The organism is Enterococcus sp. XAF26B05_ASV22, from assembly GCF_056727285.1.
In genome coordinates, this window is the sequence record NZ_CM161538.1 from 2571261 (window position 1) to 2589009 (window position 17749).

Genomic DNA, 17749 nt, shown 5'->3' on the forward strand with positions numbered 1-17749 from the left:
CGTTCTTTTTTATTCTATAGTGGTTGGATGGTGTTGTCAAAAATGTTGACTAATTAGGGGCGGTATTACTTACGCTTAGCATATAGTTCGTGATTGTAATCAATGAACATGACATAAAAAATGTCATCAATCATCTTACCTATTATTCTACTTTCAAACGGATTATTATTGGGACAAAGCCTAAATATCCAATACCCATCGCCTGCTAAATCGCTTCTTTTTGAAGATTCAAACTTAGAGGAAATCTTCAAGTTTTTTATTTTATCGTTACGTCCGAAGTCGTCTTTTTTTAACTTCTCTAGTCCCCAGTTTTTATTCGTCTTAGCGGTTAATGATACTAAATCTTTATTCGATAAATTCAATAACCGTTCAATCAAGTGATGCCTATGATCATGAGTGCACGAATCGCAATGTAAATTATAAGAAGAATTATCAGTAAGAAAACTAAAGTTAAAAGTTATAAATATAGGTTCTTCAGCTTTTCTTAGGACAATATTAGTTACTTTATTTTCGTATTGTTCTACCTTTTTTTTAAAATCTATCTTAGCCATGACTAGACTTCTACAATATTTTCCTTAAAGTATTGTTCGATAGTATCGTCATCTAAGATTGGTGAATCTTCACCACTATCTCGGGCTTCTATCCATGGTTTTTCACTGTGTGTCATATTTCTTAATTGTCCAGCAGAAAAACCACCATACTGCTCGTAAACCGCTTCTAAGACCATTCTACTATTGCTATCATTTGCGATTTCTTCATAATTTTCTAGTTGCTCATCATCTACAGTTACATCTAATTCCTTCAAACCTTGAAAACGATCGTATACACTTCTGACGACAGGACCATGTTTCCAAGCTAAAAGATCTTCATCAAATAATCTATTAGAGAAAACAGCTAAATTCACTCCTTGCGCATAATACATGAGCTTGTGTAATTTCATTTGAGTCAAATTCTCGTCGACAGCTTCATCTCGTTGCATTTCAGATGAATGCCTTACAAGAAACCAATTAGCGACTTTATTAGCATTCCACATAGTATCCCTCCTTTATAACAATAATGTTATCTATATCATTAGTTTACATTGTATATCAATTATTATCAATTCATTTTTTAAATTTAGCAAACGATACCCTTTAAACTTATAATTTATTTTAGCAGTTACCGTTCGATGTGCCCGTTCAGCTACCATTCATAACTCTCCCAAATTACTCCCATATAAACAAAAAAATCCCAACTCAAAAGAGATGGGAAAAGGGAGATTATAAAAAAGTCTCGTTATTAGGGTAAGATAAGTATATAAACTCTTGTCATATTTTGCAAAGAAAAAGAATTATTTAACTTCTTTTGAAGCTTTCTCTAACTGTTTCAATTGGAAATTATCATAGTTAAAGCGCATACGAGCGGTAGAACGACCATATTTTTTCAATTGTGCTTCTGCAGTCGCTACTGCTTCATCTGTTGGTAAGTACCATCTTGTTGCTCCGTTCATAAACCAAATTTCCGTATTTCCTTGTCTGCGTGTCACTTCATAAATATACATAATATCATCCTCTTCTAATTTTTGTGTTGGTCTATTGCTATCCGCTGAATCGCTGCTGAATCCATTCGCTAAATCACTTTCAAACTGATTGACAGTAACTCCCCACCGGTTTAAATAAGGGTACGGGTCAATGTGGTCACTTCCATTATTCGGCTGATTGTAAGTGCAAAACATGTGAGTTTTAATTCCCGTTAAATCCTTGGTATCTAAAGTTAGTGGTATGCCTGCTTCTTTAGCTAATTGTCGAAGCAACTCCACATATAAACGATAATCTCGTTCAAATTCTGCTCTCGTGGCATGACTTTGGATTAACTCAACTGCAGCATACGTTTCGTAATTCCACCCACCACCAACATCATAAGCCCCACATCCTACTTCAGCTGTTTGGATGACTTGTCCATTCCCAACTACGTGAGTGTAGAACCCGCTATTCAAATCTTTTCGGCTCATAAAGTCCGCTTCATTCTGTGCGGTGGAGTTAGGATTTCCAGTGCTGTGGGGATGGATTTGCCTGTAAGGTGCATAGCCTACTTGTGGAGTAGACCTAATCTGGCGTTTAATCTCCATCCTCTTCACTGCCCTTCTTTAAATTGCTTGCTCCTAAATCATAAAACCCACCTGCTGCCAAACCAGCTATAGCGCCGCCCCAAATAAAGTTAATTAAATTTTCTGGGTCATACGAAAGGCTCCAGCCAATGCCAAGTGCTACTCCTAAGCCCAAATTGATTAATGGTAACCACTTATTATCAGTTCCCGTGTACTTCTTTACTAGTTGCGTCGCCGCTAATACAAACGCAACAATTGTTGTAGCTGATGCTAATATACTGTCCATTCTTTTTCCTCCTAAAAAAGAGAAAGCCGCTAAGCTTCCTCTTTCGTTTTTTTGATATTCTGTTCTTCTTTTTTCTGTTCTTCTTTTTTCTGTTCTTCCAGAATTCTTAATACTTGATCGTTTAAAACATTTTTTACTGCTCGTTTCCCTTTACACCAGGGATTCCACCATTGGCAATAGCTCATATTGTTCACTCCTTTCTAGAAAATAGATAACTTATTGTTGCAGTAGCTACCGCCACATACAAACCGTTCGTTTGCATAAATTGATTAGCAGTCTCGCCTATCAGCGCCGAAAAGATAATCAACAGTAGAAATATGCTAATCGATATCACAAAGACCCTCACAATGCGAGGTAACGATTCCCAAACTTGTCTAAACAAAACCTTCTTTGCAATCTCTACGTCCGTTGCTAAAAGAGCAAGCTTTGCTTTTTGTTGGCTTTGGTCTTCTTGTATCGAGATAACAATCTCATAGATTTTGTTTAGCATTTCAGTGTTCCTTGTCTGTTCAACTTGCATTGCTTCAATTTTTCCAATTGCTTCTAATAAATCTTGTTTACTTGCGTACTTTTTACTGGCAACTTCATTTACCTGCTTTTCTAAATCTTCTTTTTTTATATAGCGATCATCGAAAATGTCCTGTAATTCTTCGAGTTTCACATCATTCATTTGTCCACCTACTCTCTTAGTAACTAAATTCTCTGTTTGTCGCTCTTCCGCATCCTAAAATAATAATTTTTCGATTATTTGTATCAATCTGTATCACTTGTAAAGCATCTTCTTTGGCTGTGCCCAATGACGTTTCTGGTTGCCAATCTTCGAAAACAGCTTGGCGACAAATGATTACATTAAACCCCTCAACTAAAGTCATTTTTTCTGTATGATTGTGTCCGGCAATGTATCCTACAAAATTACTCGTTTTGCGATTCGAAAAGTCTACCGCAAAATTTACGCCGAAATCTTCTTGGTAAACACTAGTACTATCACTTACAAGTTTTACTGATGTTCGATCATTAAACGCTTTAATTATTTTTATCAAACTCTTATGATTTATTGAGTTCGCCTCATTTTGAGAACCATCAATTGGGACGTGACTAAGCATCACTACATGATAATCATCTGGGCAATTACCTAGCGCTTCTTGTGCTATCCATTTTAGCTGCCTTTCTCTAAATCCCATGGTGCCCATACCGTAATATTTCAGTTTGCCTGTAGAATCAACTATTGTTGGATTATCAATCGAGTCTAAAAATATAATTCTGATTTTGTGTTTTGTATAATCTTTGTAGCCATATAGACTATCTCCATCTCTCACTTCACCGTAATTACATGCTTTTGTTCTATACATGGATTTAAAATCATCCGCAGTGATAACATCACTTAAAGCTGGTTTTACTTTGTTAAAATCACTAGGTTTTTGCGAGCCATCATCGTGATTCCCTCTTAATGCAAAGCGGTCAGCTTGATTGCCAGCGAAAAAGAAAGACAACCATTGATTCATGATAGTCACGTTTAGTTCTTTTCCAATTCTCCCACTTTGTACATTGTCCCCTCCGGCGATTATGACATCGACAGAATCTTGTAAATAGGCTAAATTATTTACCTTAGATATTCCGTCTGCCACATGTTGCACCCAATACCACAAATCATAGTGATTGTCCGTCTGATAACCGATGGAAATTAAATTGGGATTAATTTTATTTTTTAATTCATCCAGTGCAGACTTATAAAAGACCTCTGGTACATCCAGAGGCTTAACTGGGAAAGTCTGATTCTGTGTAATAAATTCCCGTACCTTGAAAATCATATCCAGAAGAAGGTAACGAACCGGCAGTTAAAAGTCTGAAGTTCCCAGATCCGCCATAAAGTGTAGCTGCAAGTTGTTCTCCGCCATTCGATCCTAACGGAACACCAAAACTTCCGGGACTTTGCGGAACAAACCCTTTTGGGAAAGGTGCAAGGTTTGCCCATCTGACTGGACCAGATAAACTTAGATAGACACCGACATTTACTAGGTTACCTACACGCCAAAGTCTAATAAAGCCACTTTTTATATTTGCATTTGTTGACGTATTGAGTGTTATTTCTTTATAGGCTACCCCTCTATCGACTGCAATTGGAATATTGTTAATTTGAGGAATGCTAGTAAAGTTTTTAACACCGCCAACATCTTCATCTCCTACTTTTCCAACAAATTTTCCTTTAATCCACTCTGAAATTGCTTGGAAAACGCGAACTGGCGTCATATATTTGTTGGATACTTCCCCAATTTCAGCTTCTTCTTGTGTAGCTACACTGTAATTTTCAACCAGGCCTAATCCTATTTGAGATTTTGACACATTATGCGGATTATCATCGTTTTCTGTATGTTCATCTAATTCGGTTTTAGTAGCCAGATTCGATACCTCTGATTCAACATAACTTTTTTTCACGAATCCAGACGTTTCTAGCACAGTCAAAGGATTCAAAGAAATCGTTAATTGTGTACCTATATAATCCGTATCAACTAAAGATGCAGTAACACCATTGGCACTATCTGTGTAAACCAGGACATTCAATTTCCCATCACTACTGATAAAGTTACTATCATTGATGTCAATCTTAAAATCAGTATAATCAGCTGCGTTTTGTTGGATTTGTGTAGTATAGGTATTGGCTGATTCTAAATAGGTAGCTACTTTTAAAACTTTGTTACCAGAGGAGCTGGCTTTGCTTCTTGTATTTAAGCTAAAGGAGATAAAATTATCTTTCACGAATTTAACTGATTCGCCAATGTCTAAACCATCAAATATATTTGGTGCCAATTGCTTAACCGTTTCTAATATGTCAAACTCGTATCTCTGTTGCGGAACAATACCATTTCTCATCGATTCAGTAGAAACACCCGTATCATCACGACCAGCTACTTTGTTGTATTCTTCCTGATTCATTTCTGTCCAACTAGCAGTAGGTGTTTTTAAACTCGTTGAAGAGTTATCTGCGTAAGCAACATGGGGATTGCTAGATTTATTGCCAGTAGTTTTACCAGAAAAATCCATAGTTTTAGAAGTATTTATTGGACCGCTAAACATTTGTACGGCATCAGCTGAAGTCAATCGATCCCCAAAATCTTTGATTAATCGAGCTTGTAACGTGGTTTGTTTGATTCCTTGTGTGTCAGTTCTTGCCTGTACAATTTCTGGAGTGCTATCCCCAGATTCAGCAACTACGTCCTCAAATTCATTTCTTAGCGCATCGAAATCTTGTTTGTTTTGATTGGCAGTACCAATTGCCCGATTTGACGTATCAACGGCTGTTTTTGAATCAGCAATTGCTTGGTCCGCTTTTTTATTGGCGTTTTCTCCAGCTTCTTCGGCTATTTCCTTAGCTTGATTACCAGCATTCTCAGCTATCTCTTTTGCTTGTTTTACACCTTCTGTCAGTTCAGTCTTGTAAGCATCTACCTTTTCTGATGATGCGTTTGATTGATCTAAAACAGCATTAATTTTTACGCGTCCTTGGTTTAGTGTGTCTGTTTCTTTGATTTGTTCAACTGCCATTTAAATCACCTCTATTCTTTTTCAATTGATTGGATTGTCATTTTTTGTTCGATGTGTTCCCCAAGTAAGATAAAGCTATTTTCCGAAGTGTTAGACAGTTCTTCAAAAATCTCATCTAAAGTTTTATTTGTTTCTGCAGTAAATGCTTCTCCATCTATTTTTTTCACTTTAATTTTCATTCTATTCCCTCCAATTCAGCATTAACGATTTCGATCAGAGCAACCTCACTCACTCTTACAGTTGCAGTATCGATCATTTCACAAAACTCGCTTTTACTTTTAAATATTTTGTTCCGGACTTCCTTTGCTTCTGATTCTTTTTCAAAATACATCTGTACATGAACACCATTCTTCAAAGTAACTACTAAAGCTTTCATTAAAATTGACCTCCTAGTTGTGATTGAATAAATACACGACAAATAACTTGCGCTTCGATTCTCGCAAGTCTGTTTGGTTTAATCTGTATTGTATGATTACCTCTGGATATTTTCCCAGAGGTTGTTTTTCGTAGATGGTCCACTAAATTAAGTCGTTGTTGGCTTGTCTCATGTTGCGTAAGTGTTTTCCCATCTACAATGATATCAACACTGCTTGCACTATTCGGAGCTTCGTATATCCCCCATTCGAGAGGATGTGTATGGTCTGGTAACGTGACTTGATGCGTATGTGCTGGAATAGTTACATTGTGAGTATGGCTTGGAATGCTTACATTGTGAGTATGTGCTGGAATACTTACGTTATGCGAGTGGGCTGGAGTAGTTACGTTATGGGAATGATTACCGCTCTCTTCTCTTGTATACAAATTACCGTTGATACCCCTGAATTCTACTATTTGACCTCTTGCTGCCTCATACCTCAATGTATTTTCTGAGATTGGTCCAGCCGTGGAACTTCTTGCGAACATCAAATGCCTATGGTTACCTCCAGCGCTGCTTGTCTGAGTGCTCTGGCCATTTACAGAGCTAGTCGCCACGCTACCGCCACCAGCTCCACTTGTGGCTATGCTCCCGCCACCAGCAGTACTCGTTTGAGTGCTAGCACCACCAGCAGAAGTAGACTGTACTCTTGCCCCTCCGCCTTTGACTGCTTTAGTGTATCCTCGATATCTTTTCGTTTTAAACGTCAATTCAACCGTGTTCACATGAAATACATCGTCATCCAAGTAAAACTCTATAATCGCTGGATATGCTGACTCGCAATTATCTTGATAGCTATAATTTAAAATGTTTGTAGCACCTTGTGAGTATGTCTCATTGATCTGTTGTTTACGCCCTAAATCCGACATCGTAGTCGTGATATCATCTTTAAGATTGCCCAAATCTAATTGCAAATTTTGCGGGGCGCCGAACACATCACTTTTAGCTTCTTTCTTAATTCTTAAGTTAACGGAGCCAAAATCATTTGTATTAATCATTGTAACTCCACCCTTACGGAGTTTGTCTACGATTAGTGGGTCATCTGTTAGTTTTGTTAAGTCAGCAGCGTTTACGGACCAACTGACTTTAGGAATCGACCATTTTTCCAACATGTTGAGAGCATTATCTTTCAAAGCCTGTGGAATAGTAAATCGTTGGTCCACCCAAACATATTCGACTAAGCCATATTTTTCTATGGAATCCTTGTCTTCAACATATGAAATACCATTATTGACTGATTTTATATTTATCTGGTTAATTCCTTCGCCCGATCCTAAAGGATAAACCCGGTTGACAAGATTATTCGGATCTTTTTCGATCTCAAAACCTTGCATATTGTACCCTTCTTGAATTCGAGCAACTACTTCTGTTTGTGGTCTAACAAGTGATAGTTCAAATGGATAAACTTGTGTGTCCCATTCCCAAACATAGTCTTCGTCAAATGCAGCAGGAATAGAAAACAAAGCATCCGCTAATCCATTTTCATTCTCCCACGCATAGCTGAAATACCGTGTAAACTCACAATTCTTCAGCACCCAATGCTTTGTTGTTTGCTTCCCTAAAACATAATTAATCACATCAACAGTTTTGCGATTCACTAATTCATGGTAGCCAAAAAGGACACTGTCGAGTAGTGTCCCTAGGGCGTGAGTTGCAGTATAGATTATTTTATTGTTACTGGCATCTTTTTGAATTGTTGACGGCATCACTCGATATAGACCAATGTATTCATCTTCATTATCGGTTAGTTCTACCCATAATAATTCTTGCAACGAATCATTCTTTGGATCATCTAATGGCATCGTGAATTCAATATTACCTATCTGATTTTCAATTTTTTCGTAGCTGACATTGTAAGCATTATCTAAAATAGCTGTGTACTCCCGATTTAAGTCCATTGACATTAGCAAGGTGATAACCTCCTTATAAAAATCTATTTGAATACCTTATAGTAAGAGTAAAGTCACTATCCTTCGCTTGGACAAACAAAGGTTCGTTCGGGTAAATATAAAAATCATTCATTGGTCTAATCATCGGGTTACCATTTTTTGTAATATTAAATTTTTTCGTATCAATAAAAATATCAGCATCATCGAAATCACCTAAATTTATGGTGTCGTTGCGAGTTTTGATCCACACGTCACGTCCAGTACCTTTTAATAGTATTTCGGGTTTAACTTTTAGTCCCTCAACCGTTGGATAAATTTCAATAGGTTTAGATTCTGTTCCGTCATCCCCCATCAGATAAGAACTATTTTGGAATGTTATCATAGTTGATCCCCAATAAGCCCCGCCTTCAATAACAATAGGCATGTCGACAGCACCAGACCCAGTGTTCCCCATTAAATAGTTAGCTTTAAACGTGATGGTTTCAGAGCCCCATGTGACACTTGTTGCATCTGACCTAGTATATTTATACGGGTCATTAAGAGTGATAGAAAACGTGCTTATGATTTTATTAGTACCATCTGGTACACTTGATACTTTAGATTTACTACCACTCCATAACATTTCAGGTTCATCGTTAAACCAAATTTCAACATCTTTTTCACTAAATAATGTGATGTTCAGTCGATTGAATAAGTCACGAAAGTCAGATTCAGTATTAGCAATCAGAGCATATTTAATTGTAAGCTCTCTCTCTGGTATGCGAGAGTAAACCTGTCTTTTCCCGTCTCTTATTCCTAGCTGATAGCTTTGGATTTCTGTAGTAGCGAGCTCTCGCCCAGAAACTGATAATGTGCGATAACCAGGGATTATCTCTTCTAAAAATTTCCCATTAAAATTCATCGCTTCCTTTGGAATATCATTTATATTAGGGATTTCGATAGTATCAACAAAGTTATACATCAAATCCTCCTCCCTAACGCTGCGTTCTTTTTATTGCTAATACCCTGTAATTCTGCTGCCATAAAATATGCAGTTTCTCTTGCTAAAATTTTTCCATCTAAAATCGATTCGACTGTTATATTTAAACTCTGACTACTTTCTCCGGTAAGTTGGCTAGTTTGTTGTCCGATAGCTCCAGATGATATATTCATAGATGCATCCGAAAGTAAGATACTTGCTTTTCCTACTAACTTAGCGCTCTTTTCCATTCCAATAGCTAAACCTTCTCCAACAAAACCTCCGATTTTCATCATTACTCGAGAAGGGGAATGGATATCTAATGCTGATCTCATTGTGTTTGCAACATCATTTGCAATTCTATTTGCATTCTCTATTGCCTGTTCTCCACCTTGATTTATTCCATCTGCAAAGCCTGCCATCGCATAATTACCAATCGTATTCATTTCATTAGGCAATCCGTTTAATTCATTTTTAAGGCGATCCGCAATAGTCCTAATATTGCGAATTGGCTCATTTTGACCGTTTTCAATCCCCTGTGCTAAACCTGTTGTAATAAATTTTCCGTTATCTGCCATCACCCGTGAAGGGGAATGGATTCCAAGCGAACTTCTTAATTGCTCATCTACTGTGTTCCCCATCTTCTCGGAAGCTTTGCCGGCAACATCAGTATTTTCGCTTATTCCTTGTGCTAACCCATTAGGGGCTTCTTTTCCAGATTGATAAAGTTTTGGTTGCAAGTCTTTTAATGGGCTTACAGCTTTATTAACTAGGCCTTTCGAAGCTTCCTCGACTTGGGTAGAATTTTTTTCAATGTCATCTTTTAGAGTTCCTGTAATCCTTCCACCTAATGTGAATAAATCACTTGTTTCAAACTTTTGTTTAGCTCCAATTGATGCTTTATCAACTGTTTTACTCATCTCATCTACAAAGGGTTGCGATCCTTCTCCAGCAGTTCTTACCATCGCATCATTAGCAGCTTTGACACTATTAGAATAAGTATCGCTAAGTGTTTTTAATTCCTCATCACTACGATTAACCAACTCTGCTGCCTGTTGAGCTCCTGCAGGACCCATTTTCTCCAATTGAGCAATCAACCCTTGATCAACACCTCGTTCAGCTAAAATTGCAACGTTGGACGACCACTGTTGCACAGCTTCGGCATTTTTATTCAAGTTTTCTATCATCTGCTCTAAGCTTATAGCTTGCTTTTGCTCAATGGCATCAAATGCACTAGTAGTCTTCTCCCTCAATGCATCATATTGTGTTTGCATCGCATCAAATGCAGTCTTTTGAGATTCTGTTAGGTCGGTATAACTCACCTTTTGTTGTTCAACCATTTGAGCTTGCACATAGCTTAATTCTTCAGCGCTTGCCTTCAGTCCATTGTCTCTTGTGATAGTCGCTTGTGCAATTTGCTCTTCAATATTATTCCGGTTCTCTTTGGCAGTAGTCAAAGCTTCTTCCGTGTTTTTAATTTCATTGCCCCAAGTGATGAACTTATTATCTACTTCCTGTTTCGCTTCCTCAGCTTTTTTCAAGTTTTCTGTAGCTTCAACTCTTTTTTGCTGTAACTCTATCAAACGTTCTTCCGCAGCATTACCCATTTCTTGTTTTTCTTGCAGTTCAAGACGCTTTTCCAGTTGTTCATTGCTCATTGTAATGCCGTCAGCTTCTTCATTGTAGGCTAAGCCAAGCCCTTGAACCTTGCTGTTTAATTCGTCAACTTTCGTTTTCAAAAGTTCTTTTGTTTCAGCAGATTTGTTTTCTTGTACAGCTAAATCTACAACTTCGTCTTTCAACTGACGATTCATTTCGCTTTGGGCTTTGGTTTTCTCTATGCCTTTGTCGTAAGATGTAACGGACTCTTCTAAAGATTCTTTCATGTCAACTTGCGCTTGCTTTAATTCTTTTGATGCTTTAGTATTTTCGTTATTCATCCAGACTAGTGCAGCTCCTGCAGCAGCAACAATTCCCATTGCAATTCCAACTGGTCCTAATGCGGCGTACAATCCGCTAGCAGCCGCTTTGAAACCGATGGTTGCTTTAGTTGCCAACATTTGAGCCCCAGTAGCAAGACTTATTTTACCTGTAAGAGCCCCGAATAATACTGTGCTAGTTTTTATCGCTAAGTTACCACCGACTGTTGCAGCTTGGTATGCTTTAGTCGATGCCATCCCTGCTTTTGTTGCAACGGTGTACGTTTGAAATACATTCGAAGCAATTTTTACGGATTCGCTCATTTTTGTTATCATCGGTGTAATAGTGTTGATCACTTTCATCGTACCGATAGCCGTTCCTACGCCAGTTATTGCTACTGTCAGTGGTGGTAACAAAGGTTTTAAACTACCTATTACTTTAATAAATTGCGCAAAATAGGGAGTTACAACTTCAATCGAGCTAATAACGAATTTAAACGAGGTATTTATACCCTCTTTCATTTTGTCAAAAATACCCATAATACCGTCTGCGTTAATACCAGCATCTTTTACAAATTGATCGAGCGCTTTGATAACATTAGCTACACCTTTTGTAACAGCATTTCCCATGTTTTTAAAAGATGTTCCAATACCTTTTGAGTTAGCTCTAGCCAGCTCAGCAAATCCGCCAACACCACCATTCAATTTAATTATTTCATCGTTAAATTGAGTAACACTTATTTCTCCACTTTGTAATGCTTTATAAAGGTCCTGAGTAGAAGCTCCAGCTCCGAGCATAGATTTAGCTGTCTTATCTAGTCCAATTCCCATAGTGTCCTGGAGTGTACCCCAAACATCCATGTCAACTTTCCCTGAACGCAACATTTTTAAGTATTGCTCTGTTCCTCGAGCTGCCTTATCTCCACTAGATCCGCTAGCCAGTAACGCATTATTCAATGCGATTGTACTTTCAGAAGCCTTGTCCGCATCACGAAAAACCAAAAACATTTGTTGAGCTGTTCCTGTTACTTCATCTAAAGTCGATGGTAAGCCATCTATGCCATCTGAAAGAATCTGCATCCCACTATCTGCTTCTTCTGCGCTTGCTCCCAAGGATTGTAGAACAGTTGGATATTGATTCAGCGTGTCAAATCTTTTTATGGCACCACCTAAAGAATTGGTGATAGCAGATACACCAATATCTACCAATTTAAAAACACCAACACCTTTGGCAATATCCAAGATGCTAGTGTTTGTTTTTTTCATTCCATCGTCTAGTTTGTCTGTTGTACCAACAGCGTTGTTCATTTTACTAGTGAAATCTTTATCTACCGCAGATAAAACAGCTTGTATACTGTATGATTGAGACATTATTTACCTCCTTCCTCACATTTTAGATAGGAGCTTGTACATTTCTATTTCAGATTCATCAACATCTAAAGATTTACTAGATACGCCAGTTTCTATTAGCTTCTTATCATAAAAGTCGTAAAATGTAGGATAAGCTGGAACTAATTTATCCCCTTGCTTTTTAGTGTTTTTAGCCACTTGAATCTTATAGGCTAATAGATGGAGATTTTCCATTTCGTCCATTTTCTGTAGTTTCTTGCCTTCCATGAGGATTGAATATTCCCATACAGTCATTCTGTTGATTCTGTCGAAATCAAGAATGTTTAAGTATCTGATAATATTTAAAACAATTTCGTCATGTGTTAATCGTTTATTTGAAGTTGTTTCTTCCACATCGCTAGTTTCTTTTTTGCTACATTAGATTCTCCTAGCTCTGTTAAAACTTGCTTGAATAGTTCATCCATATTCTCTGATTCTTCGATGAATTTATCGACCTGATGGCCACTAGGACGTCCTTTTTTGATGTGTGCTGTTCCGTGATAAATTACTTCTTGAAGTGCTGTAGCACTTTCAGAATACAATTGAGGTAATAACGTATCTAGTCCAGCCCCAAAAGTTAAACCTTGTCCCTCAATTCTGTAAATCATGTCTATCTCACGATTAAACGCTAACCCGAAAACAATCTCAGTGTCTTGTCCATTGATTTTTAATTCCATGTGTATTCCTCCTAAATAAAATGGAGCAGATAATTTCTGCCCCATTCCTTAATTTATTTTTTTTCCGTTTTAGCTTCCCCGCCAGTTTCAGGAACATATTTACCTGTATCACGGAATGAGTATTGAATAACTTGTGATTGTTCATCAGTAACGGTAGCCATTCCTTTTGCTCCAGTACCATTGATTGCTAATCCAATAGATAATTCTGTTAAATCTTCAGCACCGAATGTCGATTCAGTCGAAGTAATGTATCCTTGGTAATATGTCGCTGGATATTTTTTTGTTTCGGCCGCTTTCGTCAGGTCCTCGTCAGTCGTCTCCGTTTTAGTGATTTCCCAAATTTCGTATAGACTTCCATCGATTACAGCCTTCTCTAATTCGTCTTGCAAGGTGTCTCCTTCCGCCAAAACCGAAGTAACATCCATTTCGACTGTCGCAACTCCTGGGACGTTCACATTACCGTCTTTGGTGATTGTATTACTGGAATCACCTTCGATGGTACGACTATGTTCCGTTTGAAAAGCTAAACGTTTCGCTTCGACCGTTTCAGCTTCTACTAATTTTCTAAATAGTAAAAATACATTAATACCTTTAATTGCTGTTGCCATTGAAATTCCCCCTAATTTAAATAAATAGGCACAACTAAAACCCCATGCAACAGGGTATCAGTTGTGCTTGTATCTGTTAGTATTCGATCTTCTATTTCTGATTCTTTAACTTGAAAATTACGAATCAATATATCAATAATCATAGATTTTATTGTCGTTATATTTTTTCTTTCAGAGGCTAGCCCCCAAATATCTATAGATAAACTAATCGTTTGAATACTCCCACTCTTCGTGATTAAACGGTCAGTGTCAGTATTACTCATCTCTATAAACGGATAGTCTACATCATTCATCTGTTTGTATGTGTATATGTCAATCCCAAGTTGTTGAATTAGTGTATATGCCTTATCAAAAATATATTGATCATTCATTTGACTAACCTCTGCATATCGCTTTTGTATTTCTTAATTTGCTGTTTAAAAGCTGGTCCAATGTATGGTTGAGCTTTCATGTAACGAGTTCCCCACTCAACGTATCCATCGTATTCAGTATGCGGCTCGGTAACGCTAGTTAGACCATTGTCCTTGATGGTTTGAGTTATCGACCTTTCAAGCGTTGAAGTATCGACTGGAGCGTTCACCTCGGCTTCACGAGTCAATTCAGTACCATTCATTCTCACAACATTTTTCAAATCATCTAACGTTGCATTTCTTTTAAGAGCTTTTTTGAACTCTGCGGCTCCGATGATAGTCTTTGATTTGCCCACTAGCTACTCACCTCTTCCACAACAAAAGCAGATTTGCGACTCGGTTGTCTCTTCATGGCTACTTTATACTTTCTGTTCTGATAGATCACATGTGTAGGATTAAAAGGTATTTGACTTAGTAGTCGAATGACCTTAGTACCTTTTCTCCAATCCCCAAAAGCAACCTGCATAACCTCTTGTGATGCATCAGTAACATTGGCTCGTCTCTCTTTAAACTCAGTAACTCTTGTAATTTCTTTACCTTGCTTCAAATCATACTCTTTTTTCTCTATGCGGAACTCAACTTTTTCATCATATCTCATATAAATCGTGCCACTCCCTTTCTGGGAGAGACATTTTTTTTGGCTTCTTCTTTTGATTTCCAAGCATCGATATCGTCTTGAAATTCATCCAAAAGTTTTCCGTAGTTAATTGTTTCTCCTTCTTGGCCGTAGGAGTTCATTCCTTCATTCCCTTTGCGGTTGAATCGTTTAATAGTACATTCAACTACGATATAAGATAAAACGTCAGGAACAGCTTCTAAGAAGCCTAAACGGACATTCAATTGCTGATTTGTTCGCTTTATAAAATCCGTCAGCTGACTATCTAAATCAGTATCTACAATTTCAAGGGTTCGTTTGACTTCTTCTAAAATATCTTGATCACTCATGACTGCCTCCTTTCAAAAATAAAAAGGCTAGTCATTGACTAACCTTTTGTTCTAGCGTTCTTTTTTATGTCATTTCCAGCGATATTAGTATTCAAAATGAAAACTGATGAAGCTTGCTCGAATGATGGTAAAGAAATCATAGACACTTTAGTTTCTACATTAACAGGATCTGATTTCTTCATCGTTGTAATCGCAACTCCTGTATCTACAATTGATACTGTCGAGCTAGTTCCAGCCATTAAGTCAGATTCTTCAGGCGTTGTACCAAACCAAGTTTTCCCTAAAGTTTGAGCAGGTAATAGCACAAATGTTTCATCAGGTACAAACTTATGCGTTCCTGATTCTGTAGTGTAAACTTTATCGTAAATAACAATTTCAAGGTTCAGTTCTTCTGAGATATAATCTAATAGAGATTGTTTGGATAGTTTAGCTGCTTGAGCGTTGGCATTGTTACCTAAGATAGTAGCCTTGATAGAAGCATTCTGGCGTAAACTGCGGAAAGTTTTGCTATTCATAATCGCTCTTGCAGGGCTAACTCCATCTTCTTGCATTACTGCGATAGCTTTCTCGATATCTTCTACTGGATCAGATTTTTCAGAATCAGACCAAGCTACCGCGGCATTCCCTTTGTGTTCATCTGGAATTTCATAATCAATGTCATATGATTGCCCATTCTCATCAATTTTGATAGACCCAGTTGTCAACATCTGCATACGCATAATTTCTCGACGTACAGCTGCACCTCGTAACAAGTCAGCTATATCATCGAATACTCGGTTTAATAATACATCACGATAAGCAGCATTATTTGTTTGATTCACCATATTTAATTCTTGACGTAACTCTTCATCGATATAATACGATTCTTTGAAGAAAATCATTTTTTCGATTAATTCTTGGAATCCTTCACGACCTCGCGGAATAACGTCCGCATCAAACGCTGATGGTCTCAATGCTACTGGCGAACCTGTTTTACCTTTCAACCAAGCTAGCTTCATACCTAGTTGTTTATCCGCTGGGAAAAGTTCTTCTCCTAAATACGGTTGAGCTGCATTAACTTTTTCAGCCCAATATGTTGCTACATTCGGCGCTTGCACAAGATCAAAAATATTAAAAGTAGCAAACATTTGTAAATTCATTTTCATTAGTGTCTCTTCATGGATTTTTACTTTCATTTTATAATTCCCCCTTATTTATTACGTTTAACAAAGTATACTTTTCCATTTAACGCCGCTTTTGCTTCTTCTACTACTGTTAACCCGTCTTCTAAGCGATATTCATTTACAGTTCCGAAGTAAAGTAAAGTACCATTTGCTGTAGAAGAATCATTATCGAAAACTACATCGTGCAACAATACTCCTTTTGCATTCGCTGCACTTTCTGCTGTATTAGTAACTGTAACTACTGCTTGCTCATCACCAAAAGGATCACCACCTCCTACTGGAGTACCCGCAGGGATATATTTTTTCCCTACGGCGTTCAATTCTGTAACATCTTTAGAGCCCACTACGACAGATAAACTTTTTGTATTGTTTACATCTGCCAAAATCTGTCTTTTTGTTCCAAATATTCTTTTTTCCATCATTCTGCCTCCTAATTTTTAAAATAAGTTTGCTTTGTTGTGTCATTATTTGTTTTTTGAGCTAACTTTTTCCCATATCCTCCAACATCAGACATATTACTCGTCCCATCCATCGGCAATTTAGACCCTAAACGTTTTTCAAAGTCCGCTTTAATGACTTCTCGTTCTGCATCGATTAATTCAACAAACGCTTTTACGCTCTCTGATGTGGCTTCTGCGCTTTCTTTGACAACAAACGAAAGAATACCCTCGCTAGCTTGAACACCTTTGTCAGCAAGCATAGAAGTAGCTGTTTTTGCCATTTCTGCTAGTGTCTTCTCTCTTCTTAGATTATCGACTTCTTCTTGCAATTTCTGTTTCTCGTAATCCGTTTTTTCTTTGTCGTCCATTTCAGCTAATTTCTTTGCCTCATCCTGTTCTTTTTGCTGTTCTGCCTTCCATTTAGCAAATTTAGCATCAATGATTTTGTTGACGTCCTCATCCGAATATTTTTTATCAGATTCGTTCGTCTCTTGCTCATCTTTTGCTTTTTCAACAATTTCGCCGTTATTGGTGTTATCCGGATTATCACCACCACCGTTAGATCCTGTATCTTCCGCAAAAAACTGCAAGTTCATTCCTAATTTCTTTCTTTTCATGATAATCGTTCCTTTCCCATATCTTTTAACGTGGATAAATGCTTGCACTTCCATAGCTTTTAATGTCATCAATGCTTGGACATAACAAAAGTTAAATTACTAAGATTTGATTTCCCAATCTTCTGCAAATATATCTCCAATACTTGGCACCCACATCGCATGAGTTCCATCGGCATTTTTGATTTGTAAATACGGATTGACTTTAAATAAATCACCTTCTGATAAATCCCAAGCTTCAGCAGTCTGCCTGTTACAAGAGATACCTTCTGGATACCCTTTTTGGCGAACTATAAACATTCCTCTTCCGTTCCAACCTGTGCGGAATACTTTTTTTCCTTCTTTTAAGAATGGCAAAATCTGTTCGAATTTCATTTAAATTTCCTTCTTTCTTTTCTTACAATAAAAAA

The 17749-nt window shown here is 37.5% G+C and carries 24 protein-coding genes; all 24 read right to left on the bottom strand.

Annotated features, from left to right (window positions below):
- Nucleotides 1-65 precede the first annotated feature (65 nt).
- The 24 genes from AC1PU0_RS12610 to AC1PU0_RS12725 all read right to left on the bottom strand — a co-directional run bounded on the left by AC1PU0_RS12610 (nucleotide 66) and on the right by AC1PU0_RS12725 (nucleotide 17714).
- Entirely contained in the window at nucleotides 66-551 is a 486-nt protein-coding gene (locus tag AC1PU0_RS12610) for a hypothetical protein (protein WP_206838090.1), read from the bottom strand.
- A 2-nt stretch (nucleotides 552-553) separates the two neighbouring features.
- Nucleotides 554-1033, bottom strand: coding sequence for a Panacea domain-containing protein (locus AC1PU0_RS12615; protein ID WP_111248349.1), 480 nt, complete (start codon nucleotides 1031-1033; stop codon nucleotides 554-556).
- Nucleotides 1034-1330: 297 nt separating this feature from the next.
- Entirely contained in the window at nucleotides 1331-2107 is a 777-nt protein-coding gene (locus AC1PU0_RS12620; RefSeq protein ID WP_479998441.1) for a peptidoglycan recognition protein family protein, read from the bottom strand.
- Entirely contained in the window at nucleotides 2097-2372 is a 276-nt protein-coding gene (locus AC1PU0_RS12625) for a holin (RefSeq protein ID WP_111248351.1), read from the bottom strand. Before AC1PU0_RS12625 ends, AC1PU0_RS12620 begins: the two co-directional genes overlap by 11 nt.
- A 29-nt stretch (nucleotides 2373-2401) precedes the next feature.
- A complete protein-coding gene (locus AC1PU0_RS12630) occupies nucleotides 2402-2557 on the bottom strand; it encodes a hypothetical protein (protein WP_181429523.1) in 156 nt (51 codons plus the stop codon).
- 5 nt (nucleotides 2558-2562) lie between these two features.
- Nucleotides 2563-3042, bottom strand: coding sequence for a hypothetical protein (locus AC1PU0_RS12635; protein WP_111248352.1), 480 nt, complete (start codon nucleotides 3040-3042; stop codon nucleotides 2563-2565).
- A 16-nt stretch (nucleotides 3043-3058) separates the two neighbouring features.
- Nucleotides 3059-4180 carry a metallophosphoesterase family protein gene (locus tag AC1PU0_RS12640; protein WP_479998442.1) on the bottom strand — a complete coding sequence of 374 codons (1122 nt, stop codon included), beginning with the start codon at nucleotides 4178-4180 and terminating at the stop codon, nucleotides 3059-3061.
- Nucleotides 4128-5912 (bottom strand): hypothetical protein, encoded by a 1785-nt coding sequence (locus tag AC1PU0_RS12645; RefSeq protein WP_479998443.1) that lies wholly within the window; start codon nucleotides 5910-5912, stop codon nucleotides 4128-4130. The genes AC1PU0_RS12640 and AC1PU0_RS12645 overlap by 53 nt, the downstream gene beginning before the upstream one ends.
- An 11-nt stretch (nucleotides 5913-5923) precedes the next feature.
- Complete coding sequence (locus tag AC1PU0_RS12650; protein ID WP_430597517.1) at nucleotides 5924-6091, bottom strand: phosphoribosyl-ATP diphosphatase; 168 nt, start codon at nucleotides 6089-6091, stop codon at nucleotides 5924-5926.
- The gene (locus AC1PU0_RS12655; RefSeq protein WP_479998444.1) at nucleotides 6088-6288 is read right to left on the bottom strand and encodes a hypothetical protein; all 201 of its coding nucleotides are present in this window, start codon (nucleotides 6286-6288) and stop codon (nucleotides 6088-6090) included. The genes AC1PU0_RS12650 and AC1PU0_RS12655 overlap by 4 nt, the downstream gene beginning before the upstream one ends.
- Complete coding sequence (locus AC1PU0_RS12660) at nucleotides 6288-8237, bottom strand: phage tail spike protein (protein ID WP_479998445.1); 1950 nt, start codon at nucleotides 8235-8237, stop codon at nucleotides 6288-6290. The genes AC1PU0_RS12655 and AC1PU0_RS12660 overlap by 1 nt, the downstream gene beginning before the upstream one ends.
- A gap of 13 nt (nucleotides 8238-8250) precedes the next feature.
- Nucleotides 8251-9177, bottom strand: coding sequence for a distal tail protein Dit (locus AC1PU0_RS12665; RefSeq protein WP_479998446.1), 927 nt, complete (start codon nucleotides 9175-9177; stop codon nucleotides 8251-8253).
- Nucleotides 9177-12464, bottom strand: coding sequence for a tape measure protein (locus tag AC1PU0_RS12670; RefSeq protein ID WP_479998447.1), 3288 nt, complete (start codon nucleotides 12462-12464; stop codon nucleotides 9177-9179). Before AC1PU0_RS12670 ends, AC1PU0_RS12665 begins: the two co-directional genes overlap by 1 nt.
- A 15-nt stretch (nucleotides 12465-12479) precedes the next feature.
- Nucleotides 12480-12836 (bottom strand): hypothetical protein, encoded by a 357-nt coding sequence (locus AC1PU0_RS12675; RefSeq protein WP_111248360.1) that lies wholly within the window; start codon nucleotides 12834-12836, stop codon nucleotides 12480-12482.
- Nucleotides 12806-13159 carry a tail assembly chaperone gene (locus AC1PU0_RS12680; protein ID WP_181429524.1) on the bottom strand — a complete coding sequence of 118 codons (354 nt, stop codon included), beginning with the start codon at nucleotides 13157-13159 and terminating at the stop codon, nucleotides 12806-12808. The genes AC1PU0_RS12675 and AC1PU0_RS12680 overlap by 31 nt, the downstream gene beginning before the upstream one ends.
- A 53-nt stretch (nucleotides 13160-13212) precedes the next feature.
- Complete coding sequence (locus AC1PU0_RS12685; RefSeq protein ID WP_111248362.1) at nucleotides 13213-13767, bottom strand: phage major tail protein, TP901-1 family; 555 nt, start codon at nucleotides 13765-13767, stop codon at nucleotides 13213-13215.
- A gap of 11 nt (nucleotides 13768-13778) precedes the next feature.
- Complete coding sequence (locus tag AC1PU0_RS12690; protein WP_111248363.1) at nucleotides 13779-14138, bottom strand: hypothetical protein; 360 nt, start codon at nucleotides 14136-14138, stop codon at nucleotides 13779-13781.
- Nucleotides 14135-14473, bottom strand: coding sequence for an HK97-gp10 family putative phage morphogenesis protein (locus tag AC1PU0_RS12695; RefSeq protein ID WP_111248364.1), 339 nt, complete (start codon nucleotides 14471-14473; stop codon nucleotides 14135-14137). Before AC1PU0_RS12695 ends, AC1PU0_RS12690 begins: the two co-directional genes overlap by 4 nt.
- Nucleotides 14473-14775: a hypothetical protein gene (locus AC1PU0_RS12700; RefSeq protein ID WP_479998448.1), complete on the bottom strand. Its 303-nt coding sequence runs from the start codon at nucleotides 14773-14775 to the stop codon at nucleotides 14473-14475. The genes AC1PU0_RS12695 and AC1PU0_RS12700 overlap by 1 nt, the downstream gene beginning before the upstream one ends.
- On the bottom strand, nucleotides 14772-15122 hold the full coding sequence (locus AC1PU0_RS12705) for a phage head-tail connector protein (protein ID WP_479998449.1): 351 nt from the start codon (nucleotides 15120-15122) through the stop codon (nucleotides 14772-14774). Before AC1PU0_RS12705 ends, AC1PU0_RS12700 begins: the two co-directional genes overlap by 4 nt.
- 38 nt (nucleotides 15123-15160) lie before the next feature.
- Nucleotides 15161-16297 carry a major capsid protein gene (locus tag AC1PU0_RS12710; RefSeq protein WP_111248367.1) on the bottom strand — a complete coding sequence of 379 codons (1137 nt, stop codon included), beginning with the start codon at nucleotides 16295-16297 and terminating at the stop codon, nucleotides 15161-15163.
- A gap of 14 nt (nucleotides 16298-16311) precedes the next feature.
- Entirely contained in the window at nucleotides 16312-16704 is a 393-nt protein-coding gene (locus AC1PU0_RS12715) for a hypothetical protein (protein ID WP_111248368.1), read from the bottom strand.
- Nucleotides 16705-16715: 11 nt separating this feature from the next.
- Nucleotides 16716-17342, bottom strand: a complete 627-nt coding sequence (locus AC1PU0_RS12720; protein ID WP_111248380.1) for a DUF4355 domain-containing protein — start codon at nucleotides 17340-17342, stop codon at nucleotides 16716-16718.
- A 99-nt stretch (nucleotides 17343-17441) separates the two neighbouring features.
- Nucleotides 17442-17714, bottom strand: a complete 273-nt coding sequence (locus AC1PU0_RS12725; RefSeq protein ID WP_111248369.1) for a DUF2829 domain-containing protein — start codon at nucleotides 17712-17714, stop codon at nucleotides 17442-17444.
- Nucleotides 17715-17749: the final 35 nt, after the last annotated feature.

Bases quoted from the DNA above. Each gene is read 5' to 3' on its own strand.
- AC1PU0_RS12625 (WP_111248351.1), bottom strand. From the start codon at position 2,372: ATGGACAGTATATTAGCATCAGCTACAACAATTGTTGCGTTTGTATTA.
- AC1PU0_RS12715 (WP_111248368.1), bottom strand. From the start codon at position 16,704: ATGGAAAAAAGAATATTTGGAACAAAAAGACAGATTTTGGCAGATGTA.
- AC1PU0_RS12635 (WP_111248352.1), bottom strand. From the start codon at position 3,042: ATGAATGATGTGAAACTCGAAGAATTACAGGACATTTTCGATGATCGC.
- AC1PU0_RS12620 (WP_479998441.1), bottom strand. From the start codon at position 2,107: ATGGAGATTAAACGCCAGATTAGGTCTACTCCACAAGTAGGCTATGCA.
- AC1PU0_RS12710 (WP_111248367.1), bottom strand. From the start codon at position 16,297: ATGAAAGTAAAAATCCATGAAGAGACACTAATGAAAATGAATTTACAA.
- AC1PU0_RS12720 (WP_111248380.1), bottom strand. From the start codon at position 17,342: ATGAAAAGAAAGAAATTAGGAATGAACTTGCAGTTTTTTGCGGAAGAT.
- AC1PU0_RS12700 (WP_479998448.1), bottom strand. From the start codon at position 14,775: ATGAGATATGATGAAAAAGTTGAGTTCCGCATAGAGAAAAAAGAGTAT.
- AC1PU0_RS12650 (WP_430597517.1), bottom strand. From the start codon at position 6,091: ATGAAAATTAAAGTGAAAAAAATAGATGGAGAAGCATTTACTGCAGAA.
- AC1PU0_RS12615 (WP_111248349.1), bottom strand. From the start codon at position 1,033: ATGTGGAATGCTAATAAAGTCGCTAATTGGTTTCTTGTAAGGCATTCA.
- AC1PU0_RS12665 (WP_479998446.1), bottom strand. From the start codon at position 9,177: ATGTATAACTTTGTTGATACTATCGAAATCCCTAATATAAATGATATT.
- AC1PU0_RS12685 (WP_111248362.1), bottom strand. From the start codon at position 13,767: ATGGCAACAGCAATTAAAGGTATTAATGTATTTTTACTATTTAGAAAA.
- AC1PU0_RS12655 (WP_479998444.1), bottom strand. From the start codon at position 6,288: ATGAAAGCTTTAGTAGTTACTTTGAAGAATGGTGTTCATGTACAGATG.
- AC1PU0_RS12610 (WP_206838090.1), bottom strand. From the start codon at position 551: ATGGCTAAGATAGATTTTAAAAAAAAGGTAGAACAATACGAAAATAAA.
- AC1PU0_RS12690 (WP_111248363.1), bottom strand. From the start codon at position 14,138: ATGAATGATCAATATATTTTTGATAAGGCATATACACTAATTCAACAA.
- AC1PU0_RS12630 (WP_181429523.1), bottom strand. From the start codon at position 2,557: ATGAGCTATTGCCAATGGTGGAATCCCTGGTGTAAAGGGAAACGAGCA.
- AC1PU0_RS12680 (WP_181429524.1), bottom strand. From the start codon at position 13,159: ATGGAATTAAAAATCAATGGACAAGACACTGAGATTGTTTTCGGGTTA.
- AC1PU0_RS12725 (WP_111248369.1), bottom strand. From the start codon at position 17,714: ATGAAATTCGAACAGATTTTGCCATTCTTAAAAGAAGGAAAAAAAGTA.
- AC1PU0_RS12640 (WP_479998442.1), bottom strand. From the start codon at position 4,180: ATGATTTTCAAGGTACGGGAATTTATTACACAGAATCAGACTTTCCCA.
- AC1PU0_RS12670 (WP_479998447.1), bottom strand. From the start codon at position 12,464: ATGTCTCAATCATACAGTATACAAGCTGTTTTATCTGCGGTAGATAAA.
- AC1PU0_RS12705 (WP_479998449.1), bottom strand. From the start codon at position 15,122: ATGAGTGATCAAGATATTTTAGAAGAAGTCAAACGAACCCTTGAAATT.
- AC1PU0_RS12645 (WP_479998443.1), bottom strand. From the start codon at position 5,912: ATGGCAGTTGAACAAATCAAAGAAACAGACACACTAAACCAAGGACGC.